General features: G+C 60.6%; 17 protein-coding genes, 4 tRNA genes and 1 pseudogene. 15 read left to right on the plus strand and 7 right to left on the minus strand.

What is annotated here, in order from left to right; all coding sequences use genetic code 11:
• The first annotated feature begins 91 nt into the window (after positions 1-91).
• The 3 genes and pseudogenes from NIBR502773_RS24620 to NIBR502773_RS31400 all read left to right on the plus strand — a co-directional run bounded on the left by NIBR502773_RS24620 (position 92) and on the right by NIBR502773_RS31400 (position 3587).
• Positions 92-1504: a PLP-dependent aminotransferase family protein gene (locus NIBR502773_RS24620; protein WP_141157170.1), complete on the plus strand. Its 1413-nt coding sequence runs from the start codon at positions 92-94 to the stop codon at positions 1502-1504.
• A 1024-nt stretch (positions 1505-2528) separates the two neighbouring features.
• Positions 2529-2678 (plus strand): annotated as a pseudogene (locus NIBR502773_RS31395) (HAMP domain-containing protein); the annotation flags it as partial.
• Positions 2679-2882: 204 nt separating this feature from the next.
• A complete protein-coding gene (locus tag NIBR502773_RS31400) occupies positions 2883-3587 on the plus strand; it encodes a methyl-accepting chemotaxis protein (protein WP_373682396.1) in 705 nt (234 codons plus the stop codon).
• A gap of 34 nt (positions 3588-3621) precedes the next feature.
• On the opposite strand, the gene NIBR502773_RS24630 is transcribed toward NIBR502773_RS31400, so the two are convergent.
• Both NIBR502773_RS24630 and NIBR502773_RS24635 read right to left on the minus strand, forming a co-directional pair.
• Positions 3622-4434: an alpha/beta fold hydrolase gene (locus NIBR502773_RS24630; protein WP_141157172.1), complete on the minus strand. Its 813-nt coding sequence runs from the start codon at positions 4432-4434 to the stop codon at positions 3622-3624.
• 126 nt (positions 4435-4560) lie between these two features.
• Positions 4561-5331 (minus strand): hypothetical protein, encoded by a 771-nt coding sequence (locus tag NIBR502773_RS24635; RefSeq protein ID WP_027607090.1) that lies wholly within the window; start codon positions 5329-5331, stop codon positions 4561-4563.
• Between the two features lie 359 nt (positions 5332-5690).
• Here NIBR502773_RS24635 and NIBR502773_RS24640 point away from each other — a divergent pair.
• The 5 genes from NIBR502773_RS24640 to gltS all read left to right on the plus strand — a co-directional run bounded on the left by NIBR502773_RS24640 (position 5691) and on the right by gltS (position 7509).
• A tRNA-Glu gene (locus tag NIBR502773_RS24640) sits at positions 5691-5766 on the plus strand.
• A gap of 3 nt (positions 5767-5769) precedes the next feature.
• Positions 5770-5845: transfer RNA gene (locus NIBR502773_RS24645), tRNA-Gly, on the plus strand.
• Positions 5846-5950: 105 nt separating this feature from the next.
• Positions 5951-6026: transfer RNA gene (locus NIBR502773_RS24650), tRNA-Glu, on the plus strand.
• 3 nt (positions 6027-6029) lie between these two features.
• A tRNA-Gly gene (locus NIBR502773_RS24655) sits at positions 6030-6105 on the plus strand.
• Positions 6106-6297: 192 nt separating this feature from the next.
• On the plus strand, positions 6298-7509 hold the full coding sequence (gene gltS, locus NIBR502773_RS24660; RefSeq protein ID WP_141157173.1) for a sodium/glutamate symporter: 1212 nt from the start codon (positions 6298-6300) through the stop codon (positions 7507-7509).
• A gap of 93 nt (positions 7510-7602) precedes the next feature.
• Here the strand turns inward: gltS and NIBR502773_RS24665 are convergent, their stop codons facing one another.
• Together NIBR502773_RS24665 and NIBR502773_RS24670 are read right to left on the minus strand one after the other, a co-directional pair.
• Positions 7603-9342, minus strand: coding sequence for a dipeptidase (locus tag NIBR502773_RS24665; protein WP_141157174.1), 1740 nt, complete (start codon positions 9340-9342; stop codon positions 7603-7605).
• Positions 9343-9489: 147 nt separating this feature from the next.
• Positions 9490-10116 carry a hypothetical protein gene (locus NIBR502773_RS24670; RefSeq protein WP_065924517.1) on the minus strand — a complete coding sequence of 209 codons (627 nt, stop codon included), beginning with the start codon at positions 10114-10116 and terminating at the stop codon, positions 9490-9492.
• A gap of 89 nt (positions 10117-10205) precedes the next feature.
• On the opposite strand from NIBR502773_RS24670, the gene NIBR502773_RS24675 reads away from it, so the two are divergent.
• On the plus strand, positions 10206-11138 hold the full coding sequence (locus NIBR502773_RS24675) for a LysR family transcriptional regulator (RefSeq protein ID WP_141157175.1): 933 nt from the start codon (positions 10206-10208) through the stop codon (positions 11136-11138).
• A 67-nt stretch (positions 11139-11205) separates the two neighbouring features.
• On the opposite strand, the gene NIBR502773_RS24680 is transcribed toward NIBR502773_RS24675, so the two are convergent.
• Both NIBR502773_RS24680 and NIBR502773_RS24685 read right to left on the minus strand, forming a co-directional pair.
• Positions 11206-11613: a PA2817 family protein gene (locus NIBR502773_RS24680; RefSeq protein WP_010567536.1), complete on the minus strand. Its 408-nt coding sequence runs from the start codon at positions 11611-11613 to the stop codon at positions 11206-11208.
• Positions 11614-11688: 75 nt separating this feature from the next.
• Positions 11689-14136, minus strand: coding sequence for an acyl-CoA dehydrogenase (locus tag NIBR502773_RS24685; RefSeq protein ID WP_141157176.1), 2448 nt, complete (start codon positions 14134-14136; stop codon positions 11689-11691).
• A 190-nt stretch (positions 14137-14326) separates the two neighbouring features.
• On the opposite strand from NIBR502773_RS24685, the gene NIBR502773_RS24690 reads away from it, so the two are divergent.
• From NIBR502773_RS24690 to NIBR502773_RS24705, 4 genes are all read left to right on the plus strand, one after another.
• Positions 14327-14986, plus strand: a complete 660-nt coding sequence (locus NIBR502773_RS24690; RefSeq protein ID WP_115488134.1) for a transglutaminase family protein — start codon at positions 14327-14329, stop codon at positions 14984-14986.
• A 56-nt stretch (positions 14987-15042) separates the two neighbouring features.
• Entirely contained in the window at positions 15043-15660 is a 618-nt protein-coding gene (locus NIBR502773_RS24695) for a glutathione S-transferase (RefSeq protein WP_115488168.1), read from the plus strand.
• A 134-nt stretch (positions 15661-15794) separates the two neighbouring features.
• Complete coding sequence (locus tag NIBR502773_RS24700; RefSeq protein ID WP_027607098.1) at positions 15795-16727, plus strand: ABC transporter ATP-binding protein; 933 nt, start codon at positions 15795-15797, stop codon at positions 16725-16727.
• Positions 16724-17503 (plus strand): ABC transporter permease, encoded by a 780-nt coding sequence (locus tag NIBR502773_RS24705; protein WP_012723134.1) that lies wholly within the window; start codon positions 16724-16726, stop codon positions 17501-17503. The genes NIBR502773_RS24700 and NIBR502773_RS24705 overlap by 4 nt, the downstream gene beginning before the upstream one ends.
• Before the next feature lie 128 nt (positions 17504-17631).
• Here NIBR502773_RS24705 and NIBR502773_RS24710 read toward each other — a convergent pair whose 3' ends face one another.
• Complete coding sequence (locus tag NIBR502773_RS24710) at positions 17632-18171, minus strand: TetR/AcrR family transcriptional regulator (protein WP_065924520.1); 540 nt, start codon at positions 18169-18171, stop codon at positions 17632-17634.
• Positions 18172-18262: 91 nt separating this feature from the next.
• Between NIBR502773_RS24710 and NIBR502773_RS24715 the strand changes: the two genes are divergently transcribed.
• Together NIBR502773_RS24715 and NIBR502773_RS24720 are read left to right on the plus strand one after the other, a co-directional pair.
• Positions 18263-19462, plus strand: a complete 1200-nt coding sequence (locus NIBR502773_RS24715) for an MFS transporter (RefSeq protein ID WP_141157177.1) — start codon at positions 18263-18265, stop codon at positions 19460-19462.
• An 88-nt stretch (positions 19463-19550) separates the two neighbouring features.
• Entirely contained in the window at positions 19551-20699 is a 1149-nt protein-coding gene (locus tag NIBR502773_RS24720) for a TDT family transporter (RefSeq protein ID WP_141157178.1), read from the plus strand.
• Positions 20700-20750 lie beyond the last annotated feature (51 nt).

A 20750-nucleotide genomic window follows, 5' to 3' on the forward strand; every position in this document is an offset into this window, starting at 1 on the left:
TCAATACTTTAATAAATTTATGTGGCCGGCAATCTGCGGCTTCTGTGCTTAACTCTCCGGGTTGATAACAGACAGTTGAAGTGAGTGGCTCATGGATTTAGGGATCGATCGACAGGCCCTTGTACCGGTAGTGCAGCAAATCGTCAGTGCAGTGGTGCAATGGATTCGCAAGGACGGCGTGAGCCCCGGAACGCGCTTGCCGTCCGTCCGCCAGTTGGCCCTGGACAACCTGCTCAGCCAATCCAGTGTGATCGAAGCATTCGAACGGATGGTCGCCCAAGGGGTGCTGGCGCCCCGGCAGGGCTCGGGATTTGTGGTGGCCCAGCCGGCTGCCTGCCACGAAGGCAACTGGTATGAGGGGGCGGAGCGCGAGTGGGGCGCCTTTGCCGACAATCCGTTGGGCGAGTTGAAGCTGGGCTGCGGCTGGTTGCCCGATGCCTGGCGCGAAAGCGATGACATCAGTTACGCGATTCGCGAAGTCACCCGCACCGACACGGCCGGCCTGTTCAACTACAGCACCCCTCTGGGTCTGCCTGCGCTGCGCGAGCAACTGCTCAAGCGCCTGACCCAGATTCACATCGCCACCAGCCTGGAGCGCATCCTGACCACCGCAGGTGCCAGCCATGCCCAGGACCTGCTGATACGTACGCTGCTCAAGGCTGGCGACAGCGTGGTGGTCGAAACCCCCGGGTATGCCAACCTCTATCGGCAGCTGGCGTTCCAGGGCGTGCAACTGCTGGAAGTACCGCGTACCCGAGGCGGCCCCGACCTCCCGGCGCTTGAAGCGCTGCTGCAGCACCATCATCCCAAGTGCCTGTTCATCCACAGCCTCTATCACAATCCCACGGGCACCAGCCTGTGTCGGGTGGTGGCCGAGCGCTTGCTGGAACTGGCACACCGCAAGAACTTCCTGATCATCGAGGAAGATGTCTACGGCGACCTGCAACAGGCCAGTTGCACGCGGCTTTCGGCATTGCCCCATGATGATCGGGTGATCTACGTCGCGAGTTTTTCCAAGACCCTGAGCAGCGCCTTGCGTGTGGGCTACCTCTGCGCCAGCAGCGCAATCATCACGCAATTGGCCAGCCTCAAGACCTTGAGCGGTTTCGGCACCTCCCGGTTTGCTGAAGCGGTGGTCGCCACGTTGCTGGCCAATGGTACCTATCGCAAGTGGGTGCAGCGTCTGCGCAAGCGGTTGAGCAGTGAAATGGCCGTGACCCTGCAAGTGCTGGAGGACGAAGAGTGGGAGGTGTTCGCCGTACCCACCGGCGGTATGTTCCTGTGGGCACGTCCGGGGGCGGCGCAGCCTTCGCGGTTGCAGGCGTGCGCCCGGCAGTTGGGGGTGTTGTTGTCGCCCGGGGCGTTGTTCAGTCCAAGCGGCAGTCACAGTGAGTGGCTACGCCTCAATGTCGCCTATGCTACTGATCAACGTGCCTTGGCGTTGTTTCGTGCGATGGGGCCCGCCAGATCGACCTCGACCATTCTGAAAACGACGAGCGTGTAGCTTTTTGCCATTATTGTGGCGCCAGTACCTTGTGCTCAGTGCCTTTTGGTTGCGAATCTCGTTGCTTGTCCATCGGACTTGATGGCGTCCGCCATTGCAAGAGGATTCAAGTGCAATGATTTCAGGCGTGCAACGACGTTTCGCCAACCTGGGTATGGCGAAAAAACTGGGCTTGGGTTTCACCCTGGTGCTGCTGCTGACGGCGTTGGTCGCGGCTATCGGCGTGTGGTCCCTGCAAACCGTTGGCCAGCGTTTCCAAGGCCTCAAGGCCATGTCGTCGCTCAACAGCGGCTTGCTCAAGGTGCGCCTGATCGAACAGGACTACGCGTTGCACGCCGACCCCAAGGCCGTCGACGCCCTGCATGAAAGTCTCGATGCCCTGGCGGCCCAGGCGGCTGGCCTCAAGGCCCAGTCTGCGGCGAATGTGCCGGTGATGGCCGAGGTCGAGCAGGCTCTGGCAGCCTACCGGAAGGCGTTCGATGAGTTTGTCGAGCTGACGCAGACCAAGGACCTGGCGCTGGAAATGGCCAGTTGGTCGGTGTCCAGCGTAGCGAATAACCTGGATGTATTGCAGGCCGGGCTGGCGGACGACGGCGCCTATGGCCTCAAGGAAAGCCAAGGCAAGGAGGGCGCCGAGTTTATCGAGCAGGCGGGCCAGATCAGTCAGGTTTCCCGCTTGATGTTGCAGGCCATGAACGAAGCCCATGTGCGCCTGGACCAGAGCCGCAAGGCGGATGCTGATGACGCCGAGCAAGGCAAGATCGAGCAGGCCGACCAGGCCCTGGCTCAGGTCGAGCAACTGAAAACGTCGGTCAAGGACCCTGGTTATCAGACGGTGCTCAACGAAGTTTCCGGGCATATCGCCGCCTTCAGCGAAAAGCTGGGGGAATACACCGGCCTGCTGGCCCAGGAAAAAGTCGTCTACAAACAACTGCATGATCGAGCTGACCAGGTCGTCAGCCGGGTCAACCAGGCCTATGACGCTGAAGACCTGTCGATGCAGGCGCAACTGAAGAAAAGCGCGATGTTGATCATTGGCTCGTCGGCCCTGGCCTTGCTGGTGGGGTTGATTGCGGCCTGGGTGATTACCCGCTTGATTGTCGCGCCGCTGCGCAGTGTGATCGCGGTAGCCCGACAGATTGCCGCCGGGGATCTGAGCGGGCGCATGGAGGTCAGCCGTCGTGATGAAATCGGCCAGTTGATGCAGGCGATGCAACAGATGGGCGGCGGCCTCAGCCAGATGGTCAGCGGCCTGCAGGCCGGTATCGAACAATTGGCCAGCTCGGCGCAGTCGCTGTCCAGCGTGACCGAGCAGACCAACGTCGAGGTCAGCAGCCAGAAGGAAGAAACCGAGCAGGTCGCTACGGCGATGAACCAGATGACCGCCACCGTGCACGATGTGGCGCGCAACGCCGAACAGGCTGCGCAAGCCGCGCAGACGGCGGATGAAAAAGTCGACAGCGGCCAGCAGGTGGTGCGCCAGAGTTTGCAACGCATCGAATTGCTGGCCACGTCCAGTACCCGTGCGAGCACCAGTATCGAGAGCCTCAGTGCTGAAATCCAGAATATCGGCACCGTGCTGAGCGTGATCAAAAGCGTCGCCGAACAGACCAACCTGCTGGCCCTGAACGCGGCCATCGAAGCCGCCCGTGCAGGCGAGCAGGGCCGGGGGTTTGCGGTGGTGGCCGATGAAGTCCGGGCACTGGCCAAGCGCACCCAGCAATCGACCGAAGAAATCGAGCGGCTGGTCAGTACCTTGCGCAGTGCGGCGCAATCATCGGTGCAGCAAATCCAGCAAAGTGGCGAACTGGTCAAGCTGGCGGTCAGTGATGCGTTGGAAACCGAAAGTGCCCTGGGTAGCATTGCGGTAGCGGTGTCGTTGATCCAGCAGATGAACCAGCAGATTGCCGCTGCGGCTGAGGAGCAGAGCTCTGTGGCCGAAGAGATCAACCGTAGCGTCACCAGTATTCGTGCGAGTGCCGATCAATCGGCGTTGAGCATGCAGGGCAATGCGGCGTCGAGCATCCAGCTGGCGCAGTTGGGGGCGGAGCTCAAGGGGATGGTGGGGCACTTCCGCCTTTGATCGCCGCCCCGAGGCGGCGATCGAAGGGGGGCGATCAGGCGTGGTTGGCGAGGAAGGTCAGCAGTGCTTCGTTGACGAAATCCGGGTTCTCCCGGCTGGAGATATGCCCGGCGTGTGGAATCAGGATCAGGGCGCAGCCAATCAGTGCGGCCATTTCCTCGGATTCGACGGGTGGCCGAGGCTTGTCCTGTTCGCCACACATCACCAAGGTGGTATCGGCGTCCAGCTGCGGTAGTTGTTCCAGCACATCTTCGCGGCTGAAGATCAATCGACCCAGGGGGACGATGCTGTGCAGCAGGCGTTCCCGGGTAAAGTCCTGCAGTGACTTGCGAAAGTCCTGGTAGAGCGCCGATTCGCGGTCGATGTCCGGGCGAAAGAAGATCGGCGCAATCACATCCAGCAACGGCTCAGGAATGGCGCCGGCGTCTTCAATCATCTTGAACAACGAGAAGTAATACTGGCGCGTGGCCTCTGGCTCGGCACCGAGGTAGGTGTCCATCAGCACAAGGCTGTTGATCCGCTCGGGGGCCTGCAACGCCAGGCGTGCGCCCCACATGCCGCCCACCGACAGGCCTGCCAGGTTGATCTTTGCGATCTCCAAATGGTCAAGCAGGGCCAGGACCTGGCGCGCAAGGTCGTCTAGGGAGTGGGTGGAGGCGGGGAGCTGGCCCGATTCGCCGTGGCCCCACAGTTCGGGCACGATGACCCGGTACTGTTGCGACAGGGCTTCGATCTGCGGGGCCCACATGTCGCGGTCCCACAGGTAGCTTGAGCCGAGCAGGACGACAGGGCCGGTGCCCTGGTCGACGTAATGCAGCGGTTGTCCATCAATGACGGCGATAGGCATAGCGGGCCTCTGACTTCACGGAGTGAGGGGCACTTTTTTACGCTAGTCGGGGGCGGGGCGATAGATGCAAATTGATGGCATGTTGGGGCGAGCGGGCAGCCCGCTCACCCCAGGGGAGTGGGCATATCAGTCGTAGATGACTTTCTTTTTCCACTCGGCATCGGCGTCGACTTCTTTCATGCCTTCGGTCAATTCGTTGACTTCCTCCGCCGCCTGTTTGCTGTTAGCCAGCACAGTAGAGTTGGCGCGGGCCAGTTGACCTTCCAGCAATTGCAGCTGTGCACTGTAGAGCACCGGTTCAGGCTGCTTGCGCAGGTACTGCACGCCACGCTCGAAGGCCAGGCGCGCCTGGCCCGGTTGGCCCTGCTGCAAGGCGTGCTGGCCGAGGTTGTTGAAGAACTCTATGTGCAACAGCACCAGGATATGACGGATTTCCTTGATCCAGTGCTTGGCTTCGTTGGTCGGTAGGAACCCGTCTTGGGCGGCGCGGGTGACCTGGCCATGCAGGGCTTCCAGCAGGAAGCGCACGTCCTTGGCCTTGGCTTCGGTCTGGATCGGCGCCGGCGGGTTGTTCACCGGGATGGACTCGCCCTGGGCCACCAGCGTGTTCAGCTCGGTGATACGGGCCTTGAGCGGTGCACTGGTCTTGTTGAGGTTCAACAGGCGCTGATTGACGTTGAGCTCCAGGCGAGCCAGTAGCAGCTTGAGCGCCGGGGTCATCAGTTGGCCAGGGAAGGTCTCGGTGATCTCACCGCAACGGCGCAGGCGATCATTAAGCTCGATCTCGGTGCGCTTCTTTTCCAGCTTGTTGTTTTCCACCACGTGGTTCATGTAGCCAATGGCGATCAGTATTACGATCCCGGCAATTACCAGCAGGGTGATCATGAGTGGTGTCACCGGTGTGACCTCTTTGATAGGGTTTACAGTGGAGTGTAGTGACTGGGCTTGTCGACGGATAGGACTGATCGACCAGTTACCCAGGTAGTTCTTCTATATAAGTAGCCGCTCCCTGCGTAGATGCACATTGCCATCACTTGCTGGAACGAACTATAGCGCCTTGTCGGACGCCAGAATATAGGCGTCAAGGCCTGGACGGGCAGAATGCCCCGCGCGGGCCGGTAAACACGGGCGAAGTCATTGATTTAAATAAATTTATCCTTGGGGGTTGACGACCTTTCAATCCATCCATAGAATGCGCGCCACTTACAGCGTAAAGCACACAGCGAAACGCGGTAGGGAGTGAATGTTGTACGTGTGTCCCCTTCGTCTAGTGGCCTAGGACACCGCCCTTTCACGGCGGTAACAGGGGTTCGAGTCCCCTAGGGGACGCCATATGCGGGAATAGCTCAGTTGGTAGAGCACGACCTTGCCAAGGTCGGGGTCGCGAGTTCGAGTCTCGTTTCCCGCTCCAATTTACAAGCAGTGTGGCTTTCGGGCGGCACTGAGTGAAACCAGGACCAAGTCTTCGGACGAGGCCTCTGGGCACTGAAATACACACCATGTGTTTCAGTAGCGTGTCCCCTTCGTCTAGTGGCCTAGGACACCGCCCTTTCACGGCGGTAACAGGGGTTCGAGTCCCCTAGGGGACGCCATTTGCGGGAATAGCTCAGTTGGTAGAGCACGACCTTGCCAAGGTCGGGGTCGCGAGTTCGAGTCTCGTTTCCCGCTCCATATTCAAAAAAACGCCGATCAGTGATGATCGGCGTTTTTGTTTGTGCTGTTTTTCTATGAGGCACACCCGATGTAGGGTGCTGGGTGTTTTGTAGGACTTATCTGTAGTTAGAGTGGGATGGGTGCGTATTGGCTTGGTGATCTTTACTCTGGCGTGCCCGATTTCCCGGCCTACTCCAGAGAGATGCCTGAATGCTTGAACTCGATTTCTATTCCACGCTGGTCGCCGCGTCACTGGTTCTTTTACTGGGACGCGGGCTGGTCGCGCGAATCAGCTTTTTGCGCACCTACAATATTCCTGAACCGGTGGCAGGCGGTCTGGTGGTTGCCGTGCTGCTGCTGGCGTTGCGCGGGCTGGCTGATATCGAGGTGCGGTTCGACCCTTCGCTGCAAACCCCGCTGATGCTGGCATTTTTTGCCACCATTGGACTGAATGCGGACTTCGCCAACCTGAAGAAAGGCGGACGCATCCTGGGTATTTTCCTGTTGGTCGTCACCGCACTGTTGGTGGTGCAGAACGCCATGGGTATTGCGCTGGCCACGGCGTTGGGGCTTGACCCTCTGATGGGCTTGCTTGCTGGCTCCGTGACATTGTCGGGCGGTCACGGCACCGGGGCTGCGTGGGGCTCGGTGTTCAGCGAAAAATATGCTGTTGCCTCCGCCTCTGAGCTGGCCATCGCTTCGGCGACCTTCGGTTTGGTCCTCGGCGGCTTGATTGGCGGACCGGTCGCGCGTTTGCTCATCAAGCGTGTCCGGACGCCTGGCCTGGAGCATCCGCAACCGCGCTTGCCGAAGGGCTTCGAGCAGCCCAACCAGGAGCGCTTGATCACTTCATTCTCGTTTATCGAGACCCTGGCACTTCTCGCGATCAGCCTGCAGGTCGGCACTTTGCTCAATGGTTTTCTTCAAGGCACGGCGTTCGAATTGCCCACCTTCGTGTGCGTGCTGTTTATCGGCGTAGTGCTGCGTAACGGATTGTCGGCGCTGGGTTGGCATCAGGTGTTCGAGCGTGAAGTGTCGGTGCTGGGCAACGTCAGCTTGTCGTTGTTCCTGGCCATTGCCCTGATGTCGCTCAAGCTCTGGGACCTGGCGGCACTGGCACTGCCCATCGTGATCCTGTTGGCCGCGCAGGCGTTGTTGATGGCGCTGTTCGCGATTTTCGTCACGTTCCGGGTCATGGGCAGCAACTATGATGCGGCGGTGTTGGCGGCCGGGCATTGCGGTTTCGGGCTCGGCGCCACACCAACGGCCATTGCCAATATGCAAGCAGTGACTCAACGTTTCGGCCCGTCGCAGATTGCGTTTCTGGTGGTGCCAATGGTGGGGGCGTTTTTCATCGATATCACCAATGCGGTGGTGATCAAGTTGTACCTGGCGTTGCCGTTCCTGGGCGTGGCAGGTTGAGTGTTTTGCCTATCCGCACAAGCGCCGATCAATGCTGATCGGCGTTTTTGCATGTGCTATCTGTTGCTGAGCCGTGGCGGGTTCGAACCTCTGTCAGAGCTTCGGCAACTGCCCGATACGCCCGATCATTTCGGTGACGATCTGCAGATCCAGCAAGAACTGGTCGACCGTCTTGAACTCATTGTCGGTGTGCCCGGTGTACTTCACTTCCGGCCGCGCCAGGCCGAATTGCACGCCATTGGGCAGTTCATGCACGGAGGTCGCGCCGGCCGAGGTGCCGAATTTGTGCTCCATGCCCAGGTTTTCGCTGGCCACGGCCAACAAGGCCTTCACCCACTCACCTTCCGGATTGCGGTACATCGGTTCGGCGACCGAGTAAGTGAAGTCCACATTGACCTTGGTTTGCTTGTCCCAGGTGCTCAACTTGTCGGAAATCTCGGCTTTCAGTTTCTCCGGCGATTTGCCCTTTGGTACACGCAGGTTCACCGCCAGCTTGAAGGCTTTGTCATCCAGGCCGACAAAGGTCAGCGAGGTGGTCAGCGGCCCCATGAAATCATCGGAGAAACCTACGCCCAATTTGCCGCCCAGATAATCCAGGCCCCAGTTGTCCGAGGCATAACGGGCCGCGTCGGTGATGTGGTTGTGCTTGAGGGCGATCGTGCCGTCGACGCTGTGGATCAGCTCCAGCATGCGTGACACCGGGTTGATACCGGATTCCGGCTCGGAGGAGTGCGCGGAAACCCCGGTCACTGTCAGCTTGACCTCTTTGCCAACCACCTTGGCTGTCACTTCGAAGTCACCGCCGTTGCGTTTGGCGTACTCCGCACCGGCTTTTTGCAGGCTGGCGGCCAGTTCGGCAGGCGTGTCGCTGATCAACGTGGCAACCGAGGCCGAGGGAATCTGGTTGGTGGCCATGCCGCCGGTCATCGCGATGATTTCCGCGCCTTGGCCTTCCCCTTTGCGGCGCGGGAAGGTGGCCATGACAGTGCCATAACCTTTTTCGGCAATCACCACCGGGTAGCCGCCATCCAGCGCCAGGTTGTACTGCGGCGTCGGGTTGCGTTCGAAGTAATAGGGGATCGCGTCGCCGGAAGTTTCTTCGGTGGTGTCCACCAGCAGCTTGAAATTGCGCGCCAGCGGCAACTTCTCTTCCTTGATCACCTTCATGGCGTACATTGCCACCACGATGCCGTTTTTGTCGTCCTCGGTGCCCCGGCCATACATGCGGTCGCCGATCAGCGTGACCTTGAACGGGTCGAGCCTGGTGCCGTCTTTCAACACCCAGTTCTCCGGCGTCACCGGCACCACGTCGGCGTGGGCGTGGATACCCACCACTTCGTCGCCGCTGCCTTCCAGGGAGATCTCGTACACGCGGTTGTCGACGTTACGGAAGTTCAGGTTGAAGGTCTTGGCCAGGGCCTGGATCTTGTCGGCAATCCGGATGAATTCCGGATTTTTGTACTGCGGCACGCCGTCCACGTTGAAGGTCGGGATTTCCACCAGTTCGCGCAGGGTGTCGAGGGCGGCTTTGCCGTATTTCACTCGGGTGTAAATACCCAGCAGGCGATGGATCTCGTTCTGCTGGTCGGCACTCAGGGTTTTGTTATCGAGGAAGGCACCGATCGCCGGGCCTACGTCGTCGGCCTTGCCCAGGTCGCCTTTGGCCAGGGTGCCGAGGAAACCACGGAAATCCGTGACCGACGTTTCGCTGAAGCTCTTCAGGATCGCCGTGCTTTGCTCTGGGGTGATGTTGGCAAAGGCAGGTGCGGTCATCACCGAAAGGCCGGCCGCGAACAGAGTGGCAGCCGCCAATTGCTTGAGTCGAAAATGCATGGTCAGGGGCATTCCTTTGCAAAGGGAAATAGGGGATTTCTGATCAACATGTCAGAAATATTTCGACACACTACCACTGCCCAGGTGTGCCCGGGAGACCATTGAGAGGCTTATCTAAAAACTCGATAGCACCCTCGACCCTGTGCTTTAGTCCAGGCTGTAACGCACCGACAACGCGCCCTTTTTCTCCGAAAGCGCCAGGATCGTTACCTGACCCAACTCGCCCAGCGTTTGCACATGGGTACCGCCGCAAGCGTAGGTGGGCAGATCACCGAAGCCCACTTCGCGGGTGCCGTCGTCCAGGGCCATATGGCGCGGATAGTCGGCGGCGATCCATTGGTTGATCTGCTGTTGAATGATCTCGGCGTCCATGGCTTGCGCGGTTTCGCCACGGATAAAAGTGATCTTGCCTTCACCTGGCCAGTGGTGCGCCTTGATCGGCATCCAACCCAGGGTTTCGCCGGCGTTGCCGATCAAATGCCCGGCGGAGTGCAGGCGGGTGTGCAGGGCGCGGCGTGGTTCGTCCACCCGCGCGGTGATGGGGCCCGGTTCCACCGGTTGGTTGACATAGTGCACCACGCGATCGGTTTCCTGGGTCACTCGCAGCACCTGGCTGTCGCCCAGCCAGCCGGTATCGAACGGCTGGCCGCCGCCTTGGGGATGGAAAATCGTCGACTGCAAAACGACCGCAAACTGGCCCTCGCAGGGGGTGCAACTGAGTACTTCAAGCTCGGCGGTCAGGTGGTCATGGGTGAAAAACAGGCGCTCGGTCATTTTCTACATCCGCATCAGGGTTCTGCGGGGAGTATAAATAGTGCCTGGATAGGTGATAATCCGCTCAAATATCAATGGACCTGTGCGTTATGAGCATCAATCTTCCTTTGCCGCTGCTGGGCGAAATGGCGATTTTCGTCAAGGTAGTGGAGACCGGCAGCTTCTCCGAAGCGGCGCGGCAGTTGAGCGTTTCGCCGTCGGCAGTGAGCCGTAGCATCTCGCGCCTGGAGAAGGCCCTGGCAACCCGCTTGTTGCAACGCACCACGCGCAAATTGCGCCTGAGTGAAGCCGGTGAGGAGGTCTTCAAGCGCTGCCAGGAGATGGTCAGCGCGGCGCGCTCAGTGATGGAAATCAGCGGCCAGTTCACCCACGAGGCCGAGGGCCTGGTGCGGGTCAGTGTGCCGAAGGCGGTCGGGCGGTTTGTGGTGCATCCGCATATGCCGGAGTTTCTGCGGCGCTATCCCAGGGTGGATGTGCAACTGATTCTTGAAGACCGGCATGTAGACCTGATCGACGACAATGTCGACCTGAGCATTCGCATCACCGACAGTCCGCCACCGGGGCTGGTCGGGCGACAGCTATTGCCCATCGAGCACTTGCTGTGCGCGACACCGCAGTACCTGGCCGAGCATGGCACGCCGAGCCATCCCCATGATTTGCTGGAGCACAGTTGTATCTACCTGGGGGAAACACCGGGTGACTCGCGCTGGAAATTCCGCCAGGGCGGCAAGGCGGTGACGGTCGGCGTGCGTGGACGTTATGCGGCGAACCACACCGGCGTTCGGCTGGATGCGGTGTTGCAGCATGTGGGAATTGGCAGCTTGCCGTATTTCACCGCGCGTCATGCGTTGGAGGAGGGGCGCTTGGTACAGGTGTTGCCCGGGTGGGACTTTATTGCGTCCTACCATGGCGAGGCGTGGTTGTTGCATTCGCCCACGCGCTACCTGCCGCCGAAGCTGCGGGTGTTTATCGATTATCTGGTGGAATGCATGGCGAGGGAGCCGACATTGCGCCGGCGATAGGCGCGGTCGAAAATGTGGGAGGAGGGCTTGCTCGCTCCCGCATTCAGTTGTGCAGTGTCTTGAACAATCAGTGTTTGCTTTGGTCCTGCGGCATGGCCAGCAGCTGCTTTTCCTGGTTCCAGTCGAACGGTTCGTCGTTCTGTTCGGCTTCAAAGCGACGCTCTTCCAGGGCCTGGTACAGGTCCAGTTCTTCGTCGGGCATGAAGTGCAGGCAATCGCCGCCGAAGAACCACAGCAGGTCGCGCGGGACCAGGTGGGCGATCTGCGGGTAGCGCAGGATGACCTGGCTCATCAGGTCCTGGCCCAGGTACTGGCTTTCGATCGGGTCGATCGGCAGCAGGGCGCGCAGTTCGTCGAAGCGCTCCAGGAACAGGGTGTGGCTTTCCTCGGGTACCTGTTCGGCTTCGCCGACGGCAACCAGGATGCTGCGCAGGTGGTCGAGCAAGACGAGATGATCGGCAACGACGTTGGACACGAGATAAGTCCTCTAAAGCAAAAACGGGCGCGAGAGTATATGCCTCTCGCGCCCGTTTTTATATGACCGCCGGACTCAGCGGACTTTACCTTCAGCGTGTACCAGCTCTTCCTTGCTGAAATCATCCACGTCGATCACCTTGCGCCGTGCCGCTTCGGCGTCACGCAAGGTTTGCGCTTCCGCCGGTTGCAGCACACCGGCATGCAGCGCGGCATCGATCATATGTTCGCCGGCAGCGGGTTTGGCCTGGCCACTTTTGAGTGCGGTGTGCAGCTTTTTATGCAATGGATGGCTGGCACCCAATAGATCGTAGGCGTGTTGCAGCGCGCCCACGGGATCTTCTGCCGATTGCGGGCGGTAGCAGCCAGCCAGCAATTCTTCCAGGGTCGGATCGCCTTTGGCGCGCCCAATCACCGCAGCCACTTCGGCATCCAGCGCATCGGACGGGCCGGTATGGCGACGCCCGAACGGGAACACAATCACCCGCAGCAGACAGCCCAGCACTTTATTCGGGAAGTTGGTCAACAGTTCATCCAGCGCACGCTCGGACTCGCCGAGGCTTTCTTCCATCGCCCAGGCGAACAGCGGTTCCAGGTGATCCGGCGAATCCAGGTCGTGGTAACGCTTGAGTGCCGCCGACGCCAGGTACATATGGCTCAGCACGTCACCCAGGCGTGCCGACAGGCGTTCGCGGCGTTTCAACTCGCCGCCCAGCAGCATCATGCTCAGGTCTGCCAGCAGCGCGAACGCGGCAGCCTGGCGGTTCAATGCGCGGAAATAACCCTGGCTCAAACGGTTGCCCGGGGCCTTCTCGAAGTGCCCCACGCCGAGGTTCAGCACCAGGGTGCTGGCGGCATTGCTCACGGCAAAACCAATGTGTTGCATCAGCAGCCCGTCGAACTCCTTCAGCGCCTGATCGTGGTCCTCACGACCGGCCAACGCCATTTCCTTGAGCACGAACGGGTGGCAGCGGATGGCACCCTGGCCGAAGATCATCAGGTTGCGCGAGAGGATATTCGCGCCTTCCACGGTGATGAAGATCGGCGCGCCCTGCCAGCTGCGGCCCAGGTAGTTGTTCGGGCCCATGATGATGCCCTTGCCGCCGTGTACGTCCATGGCGTGGCTGATGCACTCACGGCCGCGTTCGGTCAGGTGGTACTTGAGGATCGCCGACAGCACCGAGGGTTTTTCCCCAAGGTCCACGGCATTGGCGGTGAGCATGCGTGCGCTGTCCATCAGCCAGGCGTTGCCGCCGATGCGCGCCAGGGCTTCCTGGATACCTTCGAAGGCTGACAGCGGTACGTTGAACTGCTCGCGCACCTGGGCGTACTGGCCGGTGACCAGGCTGGTGAACTTGGCAGCGCCGGTGCCCACGGCGGGCAGGGAGATCGACCGGCCGACCGACAGGCAGTTCATCAGCATCATCCAGCCTTTGCCGAGCATTTCCTGGCCGCCGATGAGGTATTCCAAGGGGATGAACACGTCCTTGCCGGAGTTGGGGCCGTTCATGAACGCGGCGCCGAGGGGCAGGTGACGACGGCCGATTTCCACGCCGGGGGTGTCGGTAGGGATCAGCGCCAGGCTGATACCCAGGTCTTCTTCTTCACCCAGCAGGTGGTCTGGATCGTGGGCCTTGAAGGCCAGGCCCAGCAGGGTCGCGACCGGGCCAAGGGTGATGTAGCGTTTTTCCCAGTTCAGGCGCAGGCCGAGGGTTTCCTTGCCTTCCCATTCGCCTTTGCAGATCACGCCCGTGTCAGGCATGGCGCCGGCATCGGAACCGGCCAGCGGGCCGGTGAGGGCGAAACAGGGGATGTCATCGCCACGCGCCAGGCGCGGCAGGTAGTGGTTGCGTTGTTCGTCGGTGCCGTAATGCAACAGCAATTCGGCCGGGCCGAGGGAGTTGGGCACCATCACGGTGGAGGCCAGGTCGCCGCTGCGGGTGGCGAGTTTCATCGCGACCTGGGAGTGGGCATAAGCGGAGAAGCCCTTGCCGCCATATTCCTTGGGAATGATCAGGGCGAAGAAACCGTGGGTCTTGATGTGCTCCCACGCGGCCGGCGGCAGGTCCATGGCCTGGCCGATTTCCCAGTCGCTGACCATGGCGCAGAGTTCTTCGGTGGGGCCGTCGATAAAGGCCTGTTCTTCCTCGGTCAGTTGGACCTTGGGGTAGGCCAGCAGCTTGTCCCAGTCGGGACGACCGCTGAACAGTTCGCCGTCCCACCACACGGTGCCGGCGTCGATGGCGTCGCGCTCGGTCTCGGACATCGGCGGCAAGACTTTCTGGAACCAGCTGAACAGCGGCTTGGTGAAGTATTGGCGGCGCAGGTCCGGCAGCAGCAAGGGCGCGGCCACCACAGCGATCAATACCCAGAAAATCAGCAGCAGCCACCCCGGTGCATGGCTCCAGGCGCCCATCGCCAGCAGGTAAACGGCGACCACGCCCAGGGCGGGCAGGGGGGCGACGCGGCGATGTGCCAGGTAGGCAATGCCGACCACCAGAACCAGTATCCACAACAACAGCATATTCAATCCTCCGTGAAACCAGGGGCGAAACCACCAGGGAGCTTAGTCGGCATCCGAACAAGCGGGTGATCAGGGTGTTACAAGTTGTACTGGGAACACCTGGCATCAGGCGCCGACATTTGGCCGAATCGTCGTTATCTCCGTGGCGGGCCTGTCGTTAAACTCCAGGCTTCCTTCGGAGATCAAGCTCATGGATACGTACCTGAGTCCCAGCCGCTTCATCGATAGTGACCACCCTGCGGTGGTGGAGTTCGCCGAAAAACACCGCGGCTCCAGCGCGAATTTACGTGACCAGGCGGTCAGTCTCTATTACGCCGTGCGTGAGGCGATTCGCTACAACCCCTACACCTTCAGCCGCGACCCCGGCAGCCTCAGCGCCAGCTTTGCCCTGGCCGCCGGCGAAAGCTATTGCGTGCCCAAGGCCACCTTGCTCGCCGCCTGCGCCCGCCACTGCGGCATCCCGGCGCGCATCGGTCTTGCGGATGTGCGCAATCACCTGTCGACACCGCGCCTGATCGCGTTGCTCAAAAGCGATGTGTTCGCCATGCATGGCTACACCGAGTTTTATCTGGACGGCCGCTGGGTCAAGGCGACGCCGGCGTTCAACCGCCAACTGTGTGAGGTGTTCGACGTACCACCGCTGGATTTCGACGGGATCAACGACAGCGTGTTCCATGCATTCAACCGCCAGGGGCAGCGCTCGATGGAGTACGTGGTGGACCATGGGCAGTTTCCCGATGTGCCCGAGGATTTCTTCTTCGCCCATCTGGAGAAATGTTACCCGCACCTGTTTGCCGAACAGATGCCGACCTTGCTGGGCGACATGCAGAGCGATTTGAGCCGCGGGTGAACCGGCGTATGCTGCTGCGTTCATCCAGCCATGTTCATCAACAAAAAGGCGCGGTCATGCTGAAGATCTGGGGTCGTAAAAATTCATCAAACGTCAGGAAAGCACTGTGGTGCGCCGAGGAACTCGGCCTGGACTATGAGGCAATTGATGCGGGCGGGGCTTTTGGCGTGGTGGACACGCCGCAATACCGGGCATTGAACCCGAATGGCCGGGTGCCGATGATCGAGGATGGCGACTTTGTGCTGTGGGAATCCAACACCATCGTGCGCTACCTCTGCGCCAAACACGCGTCGGCGTTTTACCCGAGTGACCTGCAAGTGCGTGCCAGTGCCGAAAAGTGGATGGACTGGACCACCTCAACCCTTGCCGAACCGTTCAAGGCTGTGTTCTGGGGCATTGTGCGCACCCCGGCGGAGAAGCAGGACTGGGGCAGCATCAACGCCGGGCGTCAGGCCTGTATCGATGCACTGAGCACCGTTGACAACGCATTGGCGGAGCAGCCTTACCTGTCGGGCGAGACCTTCGGCATGGGTGATATTCCCCTCGGCTGCTTTATCTACGCCTGGTTCGAGATGCCCATCGAACGCCCTGCGATGCCCCATCTGGAGGCCTGGTACCAGCGCCTGCAACAGCGCCCGGCCTACCGCAAGGCGGTCATGACCGCGTTGACTTAATACTGACTATTAATACAGGTGACTGTACTTGTGCGGCGTGGGCAAGCACCATGCCTGTCATGCGCCGCCGTTGAACTACGTGCGCTGCGCCCTCATCTACTCTTTCTATTCCCTTCTTTGGTGCGTATTCCGATATGAGTTCCGCTCTGTCCATCCGGCAGCTAACCAAAACCTACGGCAACGGTTTCCAGGCCCTGAGTGGTATCGATCTGGACGTTGCCGAAGGTGACTTCTTCGCCTTGCTCGGCCCCAACGGCGCCGGCAAATCCACCACCATCGGTATCCTCTCCACCCTGGTCAACAAGACCAGCGGCACGGTGAATATCTTCGGCCACGACCTGGACAAATCCCCGGCGGCGCTCAAGCGCTCCATCGGCGTGGTGCCCCAGGAATTCAACTTCAACCAGTTCGAAAAGACTTTCGACATTGTCGTGACCCAGGCTGGCTACTACGGCATCCCGGCGAAAGTTGCCAAGGAGCGCGCCGAGCAATACCTGACCCAGTTGGGCCTGTGGGACAAGCGCGACGTGCCGTCCCGTTCGCTGTCCGGTGGCATGAAGCGTCGCCTGATGATTGCCCGCGCACTGGTGCATGAACCGCGCCTGTTGATCCTCGATGAGCCCACCGCCGGCGTGGATATCGAACTGCGCCGTTCGATGTGGACCTTCCTCACCGAGCTGAACGAGAAAGGCATCACCATCATCCTCACCACCCATTACCTGGAAGAGGCTGAGCAGCTGTGCCGCAACATCGGCATCATCGACCACGGCACCATCGTCGAGAACACCAGCATGCGTAACCTGCTGGGCCAACTGCATGTGGAAACCTTCCTGCTCGACCTGAAGAACAACCTGTCGGCACCGCCGCAACTGCTCGGCTACCCCAGCCGCCTGGTGGACAGCCATACCCTGGAAGTCCAGGTGGATAAAGCCATGGGCATCACCGCGTTGTTCACCCAGTTGGCGGCGCAGAACATCGACGTGCTGAGCCTGCGTAATAAAACCAATCGCCTTGAGGAGTTGTTCGTGTCCCTGGTGGAGAAAAATCTGACGAAGGTGGCGGTATGAGTTCTGAGCTGCAACCCAACCTCGTCGCACTGCAGACCATCGTCTACCGCGAAGTGAAGCGCTTTACCCGGATCTGGCCGCAGACCCTGCTGCCGCCGGCGATCACCATGGTGTTGTACTTCGTGATCTTCGGTAACCTGATCGGCCGGCAGATCGGCGACATGGGTGGTTTCACCTATATGGAGTACATCGTGCCGGGCCTGATCATGATGTCGGTGATCACCAACTCCTATGGCAACGTGGTCTCCAGTTTCTTCGGCAGCAAGTTCCAGCGCTCCATCGAAGAGCTGATGGTCTCGCCGGTATCGCCCCACACCATCCTGATCGGCTACACCTTGGGTGGCGTACTGCGCGGCTTGATGGTGGGCGTGATCGTGACGCTGCTGTCACTGTTCTTCACCCACCTGCAGGTGCATCACCTCGGCGTCACCATTCTGGTGGTAGTGCTGACGGCAACGATCTTCTCGCTGCTGGGGTTTATCAACGCCGTGTTTGCACGCAACTTCGATGACATCTCGATCATCCCGACCTTCGTGCTGACGCCGCTGACCTACCTGGGCGGGGTGTTCTACTCCATCACCTTGCTGCCGCCGTTCTGGCAGACCGTGTCGCTGGCCAATCCGGTGCTGCACATGGTCAACGCCTTCCGCTACGGCATCCTGGGCGTGTCGGATATCAAGATCAGCGTGGCGATCACCTTCATGCTGGTGGCAACGGTGGTGTTGTATATCGGTTGCGCGAAGCTGCTGGTGAGCGGGCGCGGGATGCGTACCTGATAAGACGCGGTCAAAAAATGTGGGAGGGGGCTTGCTCCCGATTGCGATGTGTCAGCTACAGATAAGCTGACTGACATACCGCTATCGGGAGCAAGCCCCCTCCCACATTTGGTTTTTGTGTCAGGTCTTCAGGCTTTCAGTGCCAGCTCGATCAGCGCGTGCAGTTCTTCAACCGTCAGCGGTGCGCTTGAGAACAGAATACGAAACACCGTTGGCGCTGCCAGCAGATTGATCAAGTGGTCCACGCTCGGTGGCGACTGGTGCGGATAACGGTCGACAATCGCCTGAAGCTGCCCACTCAAGATGCTCACGCAGTAGCCTGGCGTCCCCCTGCATTGCAGGTCGCGCATCATGTTGCGGCCCGGCTCCGAACTCATCTCATCCAGGTATTGCTCGGCCCACGCCCGCAAGTCGCCACGCAGGCTGCCGGTGTTGGCGGGCTCGCTGTCGGGGCGCATACGCGCCAGGGCCACATCCGCGAGCAGCACCGAGAGGTCGCCCCAGCGCCGGTAGATAGTCGACGGCGTGACGCCTGCGCGTGCGGCAATCATCGGCACCGTGACACTGGAGCGCTCATGGGTTTCGAGCAATTCACGCACGGCCGAATGGACTGATTCCTGTACCCGGGCACTGCGGCCCCCCGGGCGGAGGCCTTCTTTTATCGCCATGCTTGTGACCTTAACACAAAGAATTTGCTTTAAGCGCCGGCGAGTAGCACACTCCGCAAAAGCAAAAAATTAGCTTTAGCGGAGCGTGCCCATGTCCAGCCTCACTTCTCATCGTTCCAGCCTGGTGTTCCTCGCGGTCACGTTGTTGACGTTTCTCGCCGCTTCCAGTGCGCCGACACCGTTGTATCACCTGTATCAGGAGGGGCTGCATTTTTCGGCGGGCACGCTCACGCTGATCTTTGGCGTGTACGCCTTGAGCCTGTTGGCGGCGCTGTTGACCGTGGGCTCGCTGTCGGACCACCTGGGACGCAGGCCCGTGATTTTTACGGCGTTGGTCCTGAATATGTTGGCGATGCTGCTGTTTATCAATGAAGACAGCGTGGCCTGGCTGATTGCCGCGCGTACCGTACAGGGGTTTGCCACCGGCATGGCCACGGCGGTGCTGGGCGCGGCCTTGCTCGACACCGATCGCCAGCAGGGCCCGCTGGTCAACAGCGTGGCGCCGCTGCTCGGCATGGCGTGCGGTGCGATGGGCAGCAGCGTGCTGGCGGAGTTCGCGCCACTGCCGACGCAGTTGATCTACTGGACGCTGCTGGCGCTGATGCTGATGCAGGCGTTGTATGTGTGGCGCCTGCCGGAAACCGTTGAACGCATTCCCGGTGCACTGGCCTCGCTGCGCCCCACGCTGCATGTGCCGCCCCAGGCGCGTCGCGCGTTGTGGCTGTCATTGCCGGTGGATGTGGCGGTGTGGGCGATGGGGGGCTTTTACTTGTCCCTGGCGCCGTCGCTGGTACGGGCGGCGACGGGCTCTACGTCGAACCTTATCGGTGGCGGCCTGGTGGCGGTGCTGACGTTGAGCGGGGCGCTGATGATCTTCACCCTGCGCAATCGCCCGGCCAGCAAGGTGCTGCGCCTGGGCGCGACGCTGCTGGCTGTGGGGGTGGCACTGATCCTTACGGCGGCGCACAGCGCCAGTCTGCCGCTATTTTTTATCGCCACATTGATCGCCGGCAGCGGCTTCGGCGCCGGCTTTCTCGGCGCATTGCGCAGTGTGGTGCCGCTGGCTTTGCCCCATGAACGGGCAGGCTTGATGTCGGCATTCTATGTGCTGAGTTATTTGGCGTTCTGCTTGCCTTCGCTGCTGGCGGGCAACCTGATTCGCCGCTTTGGCCTGATCGCCACCACCGACGGTTACGGCGCAGTCCTCATTCTGCTGGCCCTCGGGGCGTTGGTCGCTTTGCTGCTGCAGGATTCGGCAAAATCCAAGGCGGCCTGCATATCTGCAAAGTAGATAACAGTTAGAGATATTACCCGTTATATAGATATTCGATCAGGTTCTACCATGGCCTCAACCTCATGCGAGGAAGAGGATTGCCATCATGACCTGCTCGACGACCATCAGCTACAAACCCTTCAGTCACCTGACCCGGCCTCGGGAAGTGATTCGCCAATTCACCCCCAACTGGTTCGCCGCGACCATGGGCACCGGCGTGCTGGCGCTGGCCCTGGCGCAATGGCCGGTCAACCTGCCAGGTGTGCAGGCCATTGCCGAAGCACTGTGGTGGTTCACCATTGGCCTGTTCATTCTGTTCAGTGCCTTGTATACGGCGCGCTGGGTGATGTTTTTCCACGAGGCACGGAGGATTTTCGGGCACTCCACGGTCTCGATGTTCTTCGGCACGATCCCCATGGGCCTGGCGACCATTCTCAATGGCTTGCTGCTGTTCGGCCTGCCGCGTTGGGGCGCCGATGTGATTGCGCTGGCCGAAGCCCTGTGGTGGCTGGATGTGGCGATGGCCCTGGCCTGCGGTGTGCTGATTCCCTTCATGATGTTCACCCGCCAGGAACACAGCATCGATCAGATGACTGCGGTCTGGTTGCTGCCGGTGGTGGCGGCCGAAGTCGCTGCAGCCAGCGGCGGCTTGCTCGCGCCGCACCTGGCGGACGCGCATTCGCAACTGGTGATGCTGGTGACCAGCTACGTGTTGTGGGCGTTTTCCCTGCCGGTGGCGTTCAGCATCCTGACCATCCTGATGTTGCGCATGGCCCTGCACAAACTGCCTCACGCCAACATGGCGGCGTCGAGCTGGCTGGCGTTGGGCCCGATCGGTACCGGTGCCCTGGGCATGTTGTTGCTGGGCGGCGATGCTCCGGCGATCTTTGCCGCCAATGGCTTGCCCGGCGTGGGTGAAATAGCCAATGGGCTCGGCCTGGTCGCAGGCATCACCCTGTGGGGCTTCGGCTTGTGGTGGATGCTGATCGCAGTATTGATCACCCTGCGTTACCTGCGCGGCGGTATCCCGTTCAACCTCGGTTGGTGGGGCTTTACCTTCCCATTGGGAGTGTACGCCCTGGCCACGCTGAAGCTGGCGAGCCTGCTGCACCTGGGCTTCTTCAGCGCCTTCGGTAGCCTGTTGGTGGCGGCGTTGGCGCTGATGTGGCTGATCGTGGCCAAGCGCACTGTGCAGGGCGCCTATAAAGGCGAGCTTTTTGTTTCGCCGTGCATTGCAGGACTAGGGAATAAGTAAGCGGAGTTAGGTAAAGTCGTGGCCTGATAACTATTAGGCCACGCAGGAACA

Origin of the sequence: Pseudomonas sp. NIBRBAC000502773 (genome assembly GCF_006517195.1) — a bacterium.
GTDB classification, from domain to species: Bacteria; Pseudomonadota; Gammaproteobacteria; order Pseudomonadales; family Pseudomonadaceae; genus Aquipseudomonas; species Aquipseudomonas marginalis.

Coding starts and splice junctions, on each gene's coding strand:
- NIBR502773_RS24620 (WP_141157170.1), top strand. CDS start 92: ATGGATTTAGGGATCGATCGACAGGCCCTTGTACCGGTAGTGCAGCAA.
- NIBR502773_RS31400 (WP_373682396.1), top strand. CDS start 2,883: ATGACCGCCACCGTGCACGATGTGGCGCGCAACGCCGAACAGGCTGCG.
- NIBR502773_RS24630 (WP_141157172.1), bottom strand. CDS start 4,434: ATGCCTATCGCCGTCATTGATGGACAACCGCTGCATTACGTCGACCAG.
- gltS (WP_141157173.1), top strand. CDS start 6,298: ATGCTTGAACTCGATTTCTATTCCACGCTGGTCGCCGCGTCACTGGTT.
- NIBR502773_RS24665 (WP_141157174.1), bottom strand. CDS start 9,342: ATGCATTTTCGACTCAAGCAATTGGCGGCTGCCACTCTGTTCGCGGCC.
- NIBR502773_RS24670 (WP_065924517.1), bottom strand. CDS start 10,116: ATGACCGAGCGCCTGTTTTTCACCCATGACCACCTGACCGCCGAGCTT.
- NIBR502773_RS24675 (WP_141157175.1), top strand. CDS start 10,206: ATGAGCATCAATCTTCCTTTGCCGCTGCTGGGCGAAATGGCGATTTTC.
- NIBR502773_RS24685 (WP_141157176.1), bottom strand. CDS start 14,136: ATGCTGTTGTTGTGGATACTGGTTCTGGTGGTCGGCATTGCCTACCTG.
- NIBR502773_RS24690 (WP_115488134.1), top strand. CDS start 14,327: ATGGATACGTACCTGAGTCCCAGCCGCTTCATCGATAGTGACCACCCT.
- NIBR502773_RS24695 (WP_115488168.1), top strand. CDS start 15,043: ATGCTGAAGATCTGGGGTCGTAAAAATTCATCAAACGTCAGGAAAGCA.
- NIBR502773_RS24700 (WP_027607098.1), top strand. CDS start 15,795: ATGAGTTCCGCTCTGTCCATCCGGCAGCTAACCAAAACCTACGGCAAC.
- NIBR502773_RS24705 (WP_012723134.1), top strand. CDS start 16,724: ATGAGTTCTGAGCTGCAACCCAACCTCGTCGCACTGCAGACCATCGTC.
- NIBR502773_RS24710 (WP_065924520.1), bottom strand. CDS start 18,171: ATGGCGATAAAAGAAGGCCTCCGCCCGGGGGGCCGCAGTGCCCGGGTA.
- NIBR502773_RS24715 (WP_141157177.1), top strand. CDS start 18,263: ATGTCCAGCCTCACTTCTCATCGTTCCAGCCTGGTGTTCCTCGCGGTC.
- NIBR502773_RS24720 (WP_141157178.1), top strand. CDS start 19,551: ATGACCTGCTCGACGACCATCAGCTACAAACCCTTCAGTCACCTGACC.